Source organism: Pseudomonas gingeri, from assembly GCF_013385635.1.
GTDB classification, from domain to species: Bacteria; Pseudomonadota; Gammaproteobacteria; order Pseudomonadales; family Pseudomonadaceae; genus Aquipseudomonas; species Aquipseudomonas gingeri_A.
The window spans coordinates 1-11,885 of the sequence record NZ_JACAPR010000023.1 but is presented as its reverse complement, the minus strand read 5'-3'; the positions used below and the strand labels follow the sequence as shown (position 1 = coordinate 11,885).

The window sequence follows — 11,885 nt, the reverse complement described above, 5'->3', positions numbered from 1 at the left end:
CCCTGGCTCAGGAACCTCTATGACCCAAGTCGATTTCTACATCCTGCCCAGCCCTGATCCTTCAGCCCGGCTGGATTTCGCCTGCAAGCTGACCGAAAAGGCCTGGCGCCTGGGGCACAAGGTCTACCTGCACTGCAGCGATGCCGGCCAGCGCGACGATCTGGATGCCCGCCTGTGGCGCTTCAAGGGCGAGAGCTTCGTTCCCCACGGCCCGGCGGAAAGCGAGCCCGAGGGCAGTGTGGTCCTGGGACTGGGTGAAGACCCCGGCACGCACCAGGACCTGCTGGTCAACCTCGATCTGAAAGTACCGTCCTTTGCCTCACGCTTCGCCCGTGTGGCGGAAGTGGTGGTGGAAGACCCGGCGATCCGCCAGGCGGCACGGGAGAGTTTCCGCTTCTACCGCGAACAGGGATATCCTCTGCAAGATCACCGTCTACAGCGACTTTGAGCACCCCGATGGACACGCCAAAACAACCACAAAAAGCTGCACCCCTGCTCGACGAGCTCGAATCGATCCGCAAGTTGCTCGGCGACGACACCCTGCAGCCACCGCTGCTGACCGAAACGGTCGCCAGCGAAGGGCAAATCCCGCTGCTGTTCGACATGGTGGGTAAAAAAGCCGAGGTCGAGGCAGCCCCCGAGGTCGCCCCGCCTGTCGCAGCCGCACCGACACCCGCACCGACACCGATTGCCGAAGCGAAGCCGGAACCGGCCAAGGCCGGCAGCCAGGACACCCTGCTGCACCTGGACAGCGAATTGCGCGCCGCCGCGCAACTGATCATGCAGGACGTGATCGACGATTTCGCCCCGCATATAGAAACCGAGATCAAGCGCCGCCTGGATGCGCGGATGGAGCGCCTGCTGAGCCAATATCCTTCCTGACTTTGTAGAAGCAGGGCCGGCTCCAGTATCCGCTGGCTGAAGAAATTCAAAGTCGAGCGCTACCTTATGGCGAGCGGGCTTGCCCGCGCTGGGACGCGAAGCGGCCCTAAAACCAGAGAACTCATTGTGTCAGGCAGAGCGCAGTCAACGGTTTTACGACTGCTTCGCAGCCGAGCGCGGGCAAGCCCGCTCGCCACAGGACCGTGCCCGACTTCAAATGCTCCGAGCTAACCGAGACTGGGGCGCCGACACGCATATTTGTGCCTCAAGCGCTCACCTCGCTCTACGCCCCGCGCCATATCCCCGTTATACTTGTCGGCTTTCCTGAATTAACGCCTAAGGGTCCCGCCGCGCATGGATAAGACCTACCAGCCGCACGCCATTGAAACCTCCTGGTACCAGACCTGGGAGTCCGAGAACTACTTCGCCCCGCAAGGCGCGGGCGACTCCTACACCATCATGATCCCGCCGCCGAACGTCACCGGCAGCCTGCACATGGGTCACGGCTTCAACAACGCGATCATGGATGCCCTGATCCGTTTCCGCCGCATGCAGGGTCGCAACACCCTGTGGCAGCCGGGCACCGACCACGCGGGGATCGCCACCCAGATGCTGGTGGAGCGCCAGCTCGAAGCCCAGGGCCAGAACCGGCATGACCTGGGACGCGAGAAGTTTCTCGAAAAGGTGTGGGAATGGAAGGATCATTCCGGTGGCAATATCAGCCGCCAGATCCGCCGCCTGGGCTCGTCCGTGGACTGGAGCCGCGAGCGCTTCACCATGGACGACGGTCTGTCCGAAGCGGTCAAGGAAGCGTTCGTGCGCCTGCACGAAGACGGCCTGATCTACCGCGGCAAGCGCCTGGTCAACTGGGACACCAAGCTGCACACGGCAATCTCCGACCTCGAAGTGGAAAACCACGACGAGAAGGGTTTCCTATGGAACCTGCGCTACCCGCTGGCCGATGGCGCCAAGACCGCCGAAGGCCTGGATTACCTGATCGTCGCGACCACTCGTCCGGAAACCATGCTTGGCGACGCCGCCGTCGCGGTCAACCCGAACGATGAACGCTACCAGGCCCTGATCGGCAAATTCGTCGAGTTGCCGCTGGTCGGCCGCCGTATCCCGATCATCGCCGACGACTACTGCGATCCCGAATTCGGCACCGGCTGCGTGAAAATCACCCCGGCCCACGATTTCAACGACTATGAAGTCGGCAAGCGTCACAACCTGCCGCTGCTGAACGTCTTCGACAAGAACGCCAACGTCCTGCCGGCCTGCCAGGTGTTCAACCTCGACGGCACGCTGAACGACAGCATCGACGGCAAGATCCCGGCACAATACGCCGGCCTCGACCGTTTCGATGCGCGCAAGCAGATCGTTGCCGACTTCGATGCCGCGGGCCTGCTGGTCAGCGTCGATGACCACGCCCTGAAAGTGCCGAAGGGCGACCGTTCCGGGACCATCATCGAGCCATGGCTGACCGACCAGTGGTATGTCTCCACCAAGCCGCTGGCCGAGCCGGCCATTGCCGCCGTGGAAGACGGCCGCATCGCCTTCGTGCCCAAGCAATACGAAAACATGTACTTCTCCTGGATGCGCGATATCCAGGACTGGTGCATCAGCCGCCAACTGTGGTGGGGCCACCGCATCCCGGCCTGGTACGACGAGTCGGGCAAGGTTTATGTCGGTCGCGATGAAGCCGAAGTGCGTGCCAAGCACAAGCTCGGCGCGGACGTGGTCCTGCACCAGGACAACGACGTGCTCGACACCTGGTTCAGTGCAGGCCTGTGGACCTTCTCCACCCTGGGCTGGCCGGAACAGACCGAATTCCTCAAGACCTTCCACCCCACCGACGTGCTGGTAACCGGTTTCGACATCATTTTCTTCTGGGTCGCCCGGATGATCATGCTGACCATGCACCTGGTGAAAAACGAGGACGGCACGCCGCAGGTACCGTTCAAGACCGTCTACGTCCACGGCCTGGTGCGTGATGGCCAGGGTCAGAAGATGTCCAAGTCCAAGGGCAACGTCCTCGACCCGCTGGACATCATCGACGGTATCGAGCTCGAAGCGCTGGTGCAGAAACGCACCACCGGCCTGATGCAGCCCAAGTTGCAGAAAACCATCGAGAAGCAGACCCGCGCCGAGTTCGCCGAAGGTATCGCCAGCTATGGCACCGATGCCCTGCGCTTCACCTTCTGCTCGCTGGCCTCCACCGGTCGCGACATCAAGTTCGACATGGGCCGCGTCGAAGGCTATCGCAACTTCTGCAACAAGATCTGGAACGCTGCGCGTTACGTGCTGGACAAGGGCGAAGACTGCGGCCAGAACGGCGAAGCCTACGAGCTGTCCCTGGCGGATCGCTGGATCATCTCGCAGTTGCAGCGCACCGAAGCCGAAGTGACCCGCCAGCTCGACCAGTTCCGCTTCGACCTCGCGGCCCAGGCGCTCTACGAGTTCATCTGGAACCAGTACTGCGACTGGTACCTGGAACTGTCCAAGCCGGTCCTGTGGGACGAGAACGCACCGATCGAGCGCCATCGCGGCACCCGTCGCACCCTGGTGCGCGTGCTGGAAGTGGCCCTGCGCCTGGCGCATCCGTTCATGCCGTTCATCACCGAGGAAATCTGGCAGCGCCTGGCGCCGCTGGTCGGTGCCGAGGGCAAGACCATCATGCTGCAACCGTGGCCGGTGGCCAACGAAGCACGCATCGACCAGGGTGCCGAAGACGATATCGAATGGCTCAAGGGCCTGATGCTCGGCGTGCGCAACATCCGCGCCGAGATGAACATCGGCCCGGGCAAGCCATTGGCGCTGTTCCTGAAGAACGTCAACGAGCAGGACCAGCGTCGCCTGAACGAGAACGAGCAACTGCTGAAGAAGCTCGCCAAACTCGAATCGATCACCGTGCTGGCTGCCGGCGACGAGGCACCGCTGTCCGCCACCGCCCTGGTGGGCGAGATGGAAGTGCTGGTGCCGATGGCCGGGCTGATCGACAAGGGCGCCGAACTGGCGCGCCTGGACAAGGAAATCCAGCGCCTGCAAGGTGAAGTGCAACGGGTTGGCGGCAAGCTGTCGAATGCCGCATTCGTCGACAAGGCTCCGGCCGAAGTCATCGAGAAAGAACGCGCCAAGCTGGCCGAGGCCGAACAGGCCCTGGGCAAGCTGGCCGAGCAGCATGCACGGATAGCCAGCCTGTAAGGCTGAGGCTTGACTGCAAAAGGGAGGCCCTCGGGTCTCCCTTTTTCATGCCCGCACCTTGCACACCTGTAGGAGCCGGCTTGCCGGCGATAAGGCCCGGGAATCTTGCGGTGCCCGCGCGGACGCCATCGCTGGCAAGCCAGGCTACATGGACCGTGGCAGCCCCGAAATTTTGCGGTGATACACGATCCTGTAGGAGCCTGGCTTGCCGGCGATGGCGTCCGGATAGACGCTGCAAGGCCTGAGGGCCTCATCGCTGGCAAGCCAGGCTCCTGCAGGACCGTGTCCGCCACAAAGCCCTGCGCGCCAGCGCTGGTGAATATGGGACAATGGCGACCATTTGAAGCCCTATCCGAATCGACCCTGCCCATGAACGCCCCGAGCAAACCCAAAAATCCACGCAAGAAGCCCAAGCCCGCCACCCCGGCCAAGGCCGTCGAGCCGCGCGAAAAAGCCAGCCTGCACCCGCGTAACCGGCACCAGGGCCGCTATGACTTCCCACAGTTGATCAAGGGTTGCCCCGAACTGGGCAAGTTCGTGATCCTCAACCCCTACGGCAAGGAAAGCATCGACTTCGCCGACCCGGCCGCCGTGCGCGTGTTCAACCGGGCACTGCTCAAGGCCTTCCACGGTATCCAGCACTGGGACATTCCCGCCGACTTCCTCTGCCCGCCAGTGCCGGGACGTGCCGACTACGTGCACTTTCTCGCCGACCTGCTGGCCGAAGGCAATGAGGGCAACATTCCTCGTGGTGCGGCCGTACACGTGCTGGATATCGGCGTCGGCGCCAACTGCATCTACCCGCTGATCGGCCACAGCGACTATCGCTGGCAGTTTCTCGGCTCGGACATCGACAAGACCGCGCTGGCCGCGGCCAAGGCAATCGTCCAGTCCAATGGCTTGAACAAGGCCATCAGCCTGCGCCAGCAAGGCAATCCGAAGCACATCCTCAGCGGCCTGCTGGAGAGCACCGAGCGTTTTGACCTGACCCTGTGCAACCCACCGTTTCACGCTTCCCTGGACGAAGCCCAGAGCGGCAGCCGGCGCAAATGGCGCGCCCTGGGCAAGGCCGACCCCAAGCGCAAGCTGCCCGTGCTGAACTTCGGCGGCCAGGCGGCGGAACTGTGGTGTGAAGGGGGCGAAGCGCGGTTCGTGACCCAACTGATCAGCGAAAGCCCGCCGTTGTCGACCCAGGTCCTGTGGTTCAGCACCCTGGTATCGAAGGCCTCGAACCTGCCGGCCATCGAAGCGGCACTGAAAAAGGCCGGCGCCCTGGAGAGCAGAGTGGTGGAAATGTCCCAGGGGCAGAAGCAGAGCCGTTTTGTCGCCTGGACGTTCCACAGCAAGGCCCAGCAACAGGCCTGGGCCCAGCAGCACTGGAGTACCGCCCGCGCCTGAGTCTTTTGCCAGGCGAAAAAAAACCGTGCCCGGATCGCTCCGCGGCACGGTCACACTGCGTCTTACTTGTTAACAGCGTCAGTCAGGCCTTTGGCCACAACGAGCTTGATAACTTTCTTGGCAGCGATTTCGATGGCAGCGCCAGTCGAAGGGTTGCGGCCAGTACGGGCAGGACGCTCGGTCACTTTCAGCTTGCCGATACCTGGCAGAGTGATTTCGCCGCCGTTTTCCAGTTGATCGGCAACGATCTGGCCCAGTTGGTCCAGGGCAGCGCGAGCGGTGGTTTTCGGCGCGTCGATAGCTTCAGCGATGTCGGCGATCAGTTGGTCTTTAGTCAGAGCCATTGAGATGTTCCTTCCCTATCAAATTCATTTGGATTGCAGAGTGCAGTGTCAGCCGTCGAGCCAAGTCTTTTGGACCTGACACCCCGCTGATAAACCACGACGGATCGCGGATGTAGATAGCAAAAACGGGGTTTGGTTCGACCTGACACCTGCTGAATGCACGCTTTGCGCCCTTACTGTGCGCAAGACGGGGGCAAAACTAGCACAGAGACGGGGAAATATCCGCCTCTACCTAGCCATTTGGTCAGCTTTTGCGCTCGTTTTCGAAAAAAAACTGCCAGAAACCGCCGATCGGCCAAGTTTGGCCCTGCAAACGCTGATTCTATCCGCGTCTACGGTACACTGGCAGCTTTTCCGGGGAGCCGCTCCTCCCCCTGACAATCAGCCGAGAAACCCATGCCGATCCGTCACTGTATCGTCCACCTGATCGACAAGAAACCCGATGGCACGCCTGCCGTGCTCCACGCCCGTGACTCGGAACTGAGCGAGTCCCAGGCCATCGAGCACATGCTGGCCGATCTCAATGAAAGCTATAACGCCAAGCAGGGCAAGGCCTGGGGCTTTTTCCACGCCGAGTCCGGCGCGCATCCTTTCAGCGGCTGGCTGAAGGAGTATCTGGACGGCGGCAAGGACTTTACCGCGTTCAGCCGCGTGGCCGTGGAACACCTGCAGAAGCTGATGGAAGAGTCCAACCTCTCGGTCGGCGGCCATGTCCTGTTCGCCCACTATCAGCAAGGCATGACCGATTACCTGGCGATCGCCCTGCTGCACCACAGCGAAGGCGTGGCGGTGAATGCCGAGCTGGACGTCACCCCTTCCCGTCATCTGGATCTGGCCCAGTTGCACCTGGCCGCACGCATCAACATCTCCGAGTGGCAGAACAACAAGCAGTCCAAGCAGTACATTTCCTTTATCAAGGGCAAGAACGGCAAGAAGGTCTCGGAGTACTTCCGCGACTTCATCGGCTGCCAGGAAGGTGTCGACGGCCCTGGCGAGACCCGTACCCTGCTCAAGGCCTTCAGTGACTTCGTCGAAAGCGAAGACCTGCCCGAAGACGATGCCCGCGAAAAAACCAAGACCCTGGTGGACTACGCCAGCAGCCAGGCCAAGATGGGCGAACCCATGGGCCTGGAAGAGCTGTCCGGGTTGATCGACGAAGACCGCCCACGGGCGTTCTACGAACATATCCGCAACAAGGACTATGGCCTGTCGCCGGAAATCCCCGCTGACAAACGCACCCTGAACCAGTTCCGCCGTTTCACAGGTAGAGCCGAAGGGCTGTCCATCAGCTTTGAAGCGCACCTGCTGGGCTCGAAGATCGAATATGACGAGGAAGCCGGGACCCTGATCATCAAGGGCCTGCCGACCCAGCTCACCGATCAGCTCAAGCGCCGCAAGGACTGAACCGTGCTCAATGGCATGCTGAAGAAGTTCCTGCTGATCCTGCTGGTGGTCGTGGTCTATCAGAACTGGGGCAAGATCGAGCGGGTGTTCAACCCCGGTTCAGTGGTTTCCGAGCAGACCCAGGCCAAGGCCCGGGTCACCCTCTACGCCACCGACTGGTGCGGCTACTGCAAGCTGACCCGGCGCTTTCTCGACCAGAAGGGGATTCCCTACAAGGAGTTCGATATCGAGAAGAACGCCGAGGCGCGCAAGGCCTATGAAGCGTTGGGGGGCGGGGGGATTCCGATACTGGACGTCAACGGCACCCTGATTCGCGGGTATCAGCCAGAAGCGATCATTGCCGCCCTGCAATAGCCAGCCGCACGTATTCCCATTGTGGGAGCCGGCTTGCCGGCGATGGCGGCCGCAAGATCGATGCGAGACTCATTGGCCTCATCGCCGGCAAGCCGGCTCCTACAGGGGTACGGTGTTTTCAATCCCTTAGCGCTTCGATCCTGAAGCCGAGGCGCGGAAAGTGCACATGCACCACACCCGCGCGTTCATCTTCACGTCGCAGGATCAGCTCCTCACGACCCGCGAACAGCAACTCGCCGGCCACCGGATCGACGCCGTAATCCGTCGCGGCAATCACCACCTGTTGACCGACCTTGAAACCGTTCGGATCGATGAAGACCTCATCGGGGAGATCGGCTGGCGTGGCATCACGCGCGATCTGCAACGCCTCCTCGGCGCTCATGACATTCGAGGCTCCATGCCCGAACGCCATCACCCGGGCGAACCAGGCCGATACGGCGGGGTATTCGTCCACCAGTGGTGAAGTGACCGGCGTGGCCTTGAGGAACCACAGCGGGTGAGCCATGGCGATATCGGCGATGGACGGCTCGCCAAACAGGAAATCGCCTTCCTCACGCTGCAACTGCTGCTCCAGGCGCGTCATGAAAGTCGGCCACTGGTGCCTGGCCTCTTCCAGGGGCACCCGTGTGGCCGAACCACCACTGAACAGGCCGGCGCGATCGACCATGAAGGCCTTGAGCTGCTCCGGGGAAAAGCGGGCAAAACGCACCGCCGCCGATTCCGGCTGGAACACCAGGCTCACGGCGTGCTTGAACACCACCGAGTCGGCCCAGGTGGCGAAGGTTGCCGCGACCATTTCCCGCCCTTCGGGAAACAGCGTCGGCGAGGCCTTTTCCTGCTCTAGACGACGAGCGATCAGAGCCGTGTCGCAATAGATATCCGCGCCTGCCTGTAACACTGGCGTCTTGCGGTAGCCACCGGTCAATGCCGTCAGGTCGGGCTTGGGCATCACCGGCGAGATCGTCACCGAACGCCAGGACAGCCCCTTGAACCCCAGCAGCAGCCGGGCCTTTTCGGCAAAGGGAGACGTTGCGTAATGGTGAAGAATCAACTCAGACATGCTGGAGTCCGCCGGACAGGTAGGAGCCCGCAGCTTAGCCTGCAAATCGAGGTCGGCCTACCCAGGTGGCCTGATGTCGCGTTATCAGCGATATCAATGACACGCCAGACTGTTTGTGATGGGGCGCCGAAAGGCGCCCTTTGTCATTTTCGGCTGGCCGAAAAATCTTCCAGACTGAAACCCGCCGCCAGGTTTTCCTTCGCACTCTTGCGCAGTTTCTTGATCAGGCGCTCCTGACGCAGGGCCTCGCCCTTGTCGTTGCACGCCTCGACATACACCAGCGCCACTGCCGGGCTCGAGTGGAAGAAGCGCGCGCCCTTGCCACTCTGGTGCGAGGCAAAACGTCGTTGCGGATCATCGCTGATGCCGCAATACAGCGAGCCGTTGGCCGCCCGGACCAGATAGACGAACCAGGGCTTGGTCGCCGGTGTGGCAGGTTCGGTGGCGGCAATCGGCGCTTGGCAGGTATTCACGTGACAAAAGGACTTGGCGGCAACGGGGCCGGAATCTTAGCAGACCTCAGCGGTTCGCCTGGAATGCCTTCAAGCCCTTGAGTGCCTGGGCACGCACGGCGTTTTTCACCAGTGGTGTCCAGCCCAGCAGCAGGCCTTTGGTTCCCAGGGCCTGGCGAGCCCAGCGCCACAGGTCGAAATGATCGTGGTGCTCGCAGATCTTGCCGTCGCGGAAGACGAAGCGGGCCTGGATATCGTTGACCACGATATTGCCGGTCTGGCTGAACAGGTAAGTCGCCACCCAATGGGCGCCGCCGGTACGTTCATCGGCGCGGACATTGTCGAAAACCAGGCTGAAATCCTTGGCCCGGGTGGTCAGCATGCGCCACATATCACCGGCATCACGACCACGCAGTTCGCCGAACGCCGGATCGCTGAACAGCACATCTTCGGTGTAGCAGGCGCTCATCGCCTCGGCATCCAGCCGCTGGAAGGCCTTGTAGAACTCGGTAATCAACGCGCTGTGGGCATCACTCATGGGCAGGCTCCGTGCAGATCAAAAGATTGCCTGCACGATAGTCCGCAAATGCCCGCCTGACTATCGGCATTCGCGGGCCGAATACCGGGAGTGCGAGGTGCTTCAGCGTTTTTCGCTGTCGACCTGCACATAGCGCGCCCGACCGGCGCCAAGGCCCGCAACGATGGCGCCAAGGCCGATCACGCCGAAGATCCAGCCCAGCGCCTGCCAGTCGCCGGTGAGGTCATGCACCAGGCCGACCGCGAACGGCCCCATGGAGGCCAGGGTGTAACCAATGCCCTGGGCCATGCTCGACAGGTTCGCCGCCACATGAGCATCGCGCGAACGCAGCACAATCAGGGTCAGCGCCAGGCTGAAAGTGCCGCCCTGCCCCAGTCCGAGCAGGATCGCCCAGCCCCAGAGCCCGTCGAGCGGCGCATACAGGCAACCGAACAGGCCTCCCAGCGTCAGCAGCATGACCACCAGAATCGCCAGCCGTTGGTCCTTGCCACGGGTCGCCAGCCAGGGCGCGGCCAATGAACTGGCTAGTTGCACGAGAATTGAACCGGACAACACGATCCCCGCCTGGGTTGCCGTCAGGCCGCGGCCGATCAGCACCGAAGGCAACCAGCCAAAGACGATGTAGGCCAGGGACGATTGCAGCCCCATGTACAACGTCACCTGCCAGGCCAGCGGATCGCGTAACAGGCCGCGCACGCGGTATGCCGCCTGGTGGGCGCCGTGCTTGTTGCCGACCTGTGGCAACCAGAACACCGCCGCCGCCAGCGCGGGGATTACCCAGAAGCCCAGCCCCAGCGACCAACTGTTACCCAGGTGCTGGCTCAGCGGCACCGTCGCCCCCGCCGCCATGGCCGCTCCCAGGCACAGGGCCATGGTGTAGACCCCGGTCATGGTCCCGGCCTGCCTGGCAAAGTCGCGCTTGACGATTCCCGGCAACAGCACACCGATCACCCCGATGCTGGCCCCTGCCAGGATGCTGCCGGCAAACAAGCCGAACTCCCCGAAAGAACTGCGCAGGATCATCCCCCCTGCCAGCGTCAGCAAAATGCCCAGCACCACGCGCTCGCTGCCAAATCGTCGCGCCAGCAAGGGCGCCAAGGGGGCGAACAGGCCAAGACAGAGCACCGGCAAGGTGGTCAGCAAACCAGCCTTGGCTGCCGACAGACCGAGGCTGCGGGAGACCTCGCTGAGCATCGGCGCCATGCTCGACAGCGCCGGACGCAGGTTGAGGGCCACCAGCACCAGCCCCAATAGCAGCAGCCAGGGACGCCGCAGCACCGGATGACTCTGCTGCACGACGTCATCATCGGCCTCGGCGTCAATCAACAGTTGGTCGAGTTCGACCGGCTTGGCGGGCGCGTCGGCGCCGCTGTCTGAAACGGAACGGGACATGGGGCTCTCGGCTTCAAGGTTCATTGATCAAGGTCCGGCACAGGGCCTTGGCGCGTTCCGGGTCGCGCTGCTCGACCGCGTCGAGCAAGGCGATATGCAGATCGAACACCGACTGGCGGCGAGGCGTGATGTCCAGCGTCTGATGCAGGGCACCGGCAATCACGCTGGAAAAGTAGCGGTACAGCTCGCTGAGCATGGGATTGTGCGCGGCGTCGATCAGGCGCTGGTGAAACACCAGGTCGCAGGCGATATAGCTGTCGAGGTCGCCATGGTAGTGATCACCACTGGTCGCCAAGGCTTCGCGCAAGCCTTTGAGATCCTCGTCGGTGCGGCGCAGGGCCGCCAGGCCAACGGCCTCGACTTCAAAACTGTGCCGAGTCTCGCGGGCCTGATCCAGGGAGCAACGCGACAGCGCCTGCATGGTCGCCAACGGATCGGTGGTCGCCCGCAGATAGCTGCCATCACCCTGGCGAATCTCGATCAATCCGGAAAACGCCAGTACGCGCATGGCTTCGCGCATGGTGTTGCGGCTGATACCCAGCTCGGCAGCCAACTCCGGCTCGGTCGGCAAACGTTCGCCAACGGTCCAGGTACCAAGGGTAATACGCTCGCGCAACTGCTCCAGAGCCTGGTCGACCAGGGAACGCTTGATCAGGGGAATGCTGGAAGACATGGAATTCGCCTTAACATCCAATCATAGGATGAATTTACGGATAGCCTATCCCAGATCAACGGCTGAGCTCAAGGGCGAGTGATGCCAACCGCACCACCGCTTTCGCCAGCAAGCCGGCTCCCACAGGATGGGGACTCACCCCGGACTATGGTCCAGCCGGGGACCTTGTAGGAGCTGGCTTGAACTG

Annotated in this window: 12 protein-coding genes; 6 read left to right on the top strand and 6 right to left on the bottom strand. The window is 62.4% G+C overall.

Annotated elements, in window-relative coordinates:
* Window positions 1-19: 19 nt before the first annotated feature.
* From HX851_RS25780 to rlmF, 4 genes are all read left to right on the top strand, one after another.
* A complete protein-coding gene (locus HX851_RS25780; RefSeq protein ID WP_177059122.1) occupies window positions 20-448 on the top strand; it encodes a DNA polymerase III subunit chi in 429 nt (142 codons plus the stop codon).
* An 8-nt stretch (window positions 449-456) separates the two neighbouring features.
* Window positions 457-882, top strand: coding sequence for a DNA polymerase III subunit chi (locus HX851_RS25775; RefSeq protein ID WP_177059120.1), 426 nt, complete (start codon window positions 457-459; stop codon window positions 880-882).
* Between the two features lie 354 nt (window positions 883-1,236).
* Window positions 1,237-4,083 carry a valine--tRNA ligase gene (locus HX851_RS25770; protein WP_177066180.1) on the top strand — a complete coding sequence of 949 codons (2,847 nt, stop codon included), beginning with the start codon at window positions 1,237-1,239 and terminating at the stop codon, window positions 4,081-4,083.
* A 369-nt stretch (window positions 4,084-4,452) separates the two neighbouring features.
* On the top strand, window positions 4,453-5,481 hold the full coding sequence (gene rlmF / locus HX851_RS25765) for a 23S rRNA (adenine(1618)-N(6))-methyltransferase RlmF (RefSeq protein WP_177059109.1): 1,029 nt from the start codon (window positions 4,453-4,455) through the stop codon (window positions 5,479-5,481).
* Window positions 5,482-5,543: 62 nt separating this feature from the next.
* On the opposite strand, the gene HX851_RS25760 is transcribed toward rlmF, so the two are convergent.
* Window positions 5,544-5,825 carry an HU family DNA-binding protein gene (locus HX851_RS25760; protein WP_005785131.1) on the bottom strand — a complete coding sequence of 94 codons (282 nt, stop codon included), beginning with the start codon at window positions 5,823-5,825 and terminating at the stop codon, window positions 5,544-5,546.
* A gap of 396 nt (window positions 5,826-6,221) precedes the next feature.
* Between HX851_RS25760 and yejK the strand changes: the two genes are divergently transcribed.
* Together yejK and HX851_RS25750 are read left to right on the top strand one after the other, a co-directional pair.
* Complete coding sequence (gene yejK / locus HX851_RS25755) at window positions 6,222-7,229, top strand: nucleoid-associated protein YejK (protein ID WP_017124091.1); 1,008 nt, start codon at window positions 6,222-6,224, stop codon at window positions 7,227-7,229.
* A 3-nt stretch (window positions 7,230-7,232) separates the two neighbouring features.
* Entirely contained in the window at window positions 7,233-7,583 is a 351-nt protein-coding gene (locus tag HX851_RS25750; RefSeq protein WP_177059105.1) for a glutaredoxin family protein, read from the top strand.
* A gap of 118 nt (window positions 7,584-7,701) precedes the next feature.
* Here the strand turns inward: HX851_RS25750 and HX851_RS25745 are convergent, their stop codons facing one another.
* The 5 genes from HX851_RS25745 to HX851_RS25725 all read right to left on the bottom strand — a co-directional run bounded on the left by HX851_RS25745 (window position 7,702) and on the right by HX851_RS25725 (window position 11,698).
* On the bottom strand, window positions 7,702-8,643 hold the full coding sequence (locus HX851_RS25745) for a glutathione S-transferase family protein (protein WP_177059103.1): 942 nt from the start codon (window positions 8,641-8,643) through the stop codon (window positions 7,702-7,704).
* A gap of 143 nt (window positions 8,644-8,786) precedes the next feature.
* Window positions 8,787-9,116 carry a GIY-YIG nuclease family protein gene (locus tag HX851_RS25740; protein ID WP_177066181.1) on the bottom strand — a complete coding sequence of 110 codons (330 nt, stop codon included), beginning with the start codon at window positions 9,114-9,116 and terminating at the stop codon, window positions 8,787-8,789.
* 46 nt (window positions 9,117-9,162) lie between these two features.
* Window positions 9,163-9,633: a nuclear transport factor 2 family protein gene (locus HX851_RS25735; RefSeq protein ID WP_017124095.1), complete on the bottom strand. Its 471-nt coding sequence runs from the start codon at window positions 9,631-9,633 to the stop codon at window positions 9,163-9,165.
* 102 nt (window positions 9,634-9,735) lie between these two features.
* Complete coding sequence (locus HX851_RS25730) at window positions 9,736-11,049, bottom strand: CynX/NimT family MFS transporter (RefSeq protein WP_177059099.1); 1,314 nt, start codon at window positions 11,047-11,049, stop codon at window positions 9,736-9,738.
* Window positions 11,039-11,698: a FadR/GntR family transcriptional regulator gene (locus HX851_RS25725; protein ID WP_177059097.1), complete on the bottom strand. Its 660-nt coding sequence runs from the start codon at window positions 11,696-11,698 to the stop codon at window positions 11,039-11,041. The genes HX851_RS25730 and HX851_RS25725 overlap by 11 nt, the downstream gene beginning before the upstream one ends.
* Window positions 11,699-11,885 lie beyond the last annotated feature (187 nt).

What these genes read in the sequence shown, in the direction of transcription:
- HX851_RS25780 (WP_177059122.1), top strand. Translation starts at nt 20, where the DNA reads ATGACCCAAGTCGATTTCTACATCCTGCCCAGCCCTGATCCTTCAGCC.
- rlmF (WP_177059109.1), top strand. Translation starts at nt 4,453, where the DNA reads ATGAACGCCCCGAGCAAACCCAAAAATCCACGCAAGAAGCCCAAGCCC.
- HX851_RS25760 (WP_005785131.1), bottom strand. Translation starts at nt 5,825, where the DNA reads ATGGCTCTGACTAAAGACCAACTGATCGCCGACATCGCTGAAGCTATC.
- HX851_RS25730 (WP_177059099.1), bottom strand. Translation starts at nt 11,049, where the DNA reads ATGAACCTTGAAGCCGAGAGCCCCATGTCCCGTTCCGTTTCAGACAGC.
- HX851_RS25745 (WP_177059103.1), bottom strand. Translation starts at nt 8,643, where the DNA reads ATGTCTGAGTTGATTCTTCACCATTACGCAACGTCTCCCTTTGCCGAA.
- HX851_RS25770 (WP_177066180.1), top strand. Translation starts at nt 1,237, where the DNA reads ATGGATAAGACCTACCAGCCGCACGCCATTGAAACCTCCTGGTACCAG.
- HX851_RS25735 (WP_017124095.1), bottom strand. Translation starts at nt 9,633, where the DNA reads ATGAGTGATGCCCACAGCGCGTTGATTACCGAGTTCTACAAGGCCTTC.
- yejK (WP_017124091.1), top strand. Translation starts at nt 6,222, where the DNA reads ATGCCGATCCGTCACTGTATCGTCCACCTGATCGACAAGAAACCCGAT.
- HX851_RS25725 (WP_177059097.1), bottom strand. Translation starts at nt 11,698, where the DNA reads ATGTCTTCCAGCATTCCCCTGATCAAGCGTTCCCTGGTCGACCAGGCT.
- HX851_RS25775 (WP_177059120.1), top strand. Translation starts at nt 457, where the DNA reads ATGGACACGCCAAAACAACCACAAAAAGCTGCACCCCTGCTCGACGAG.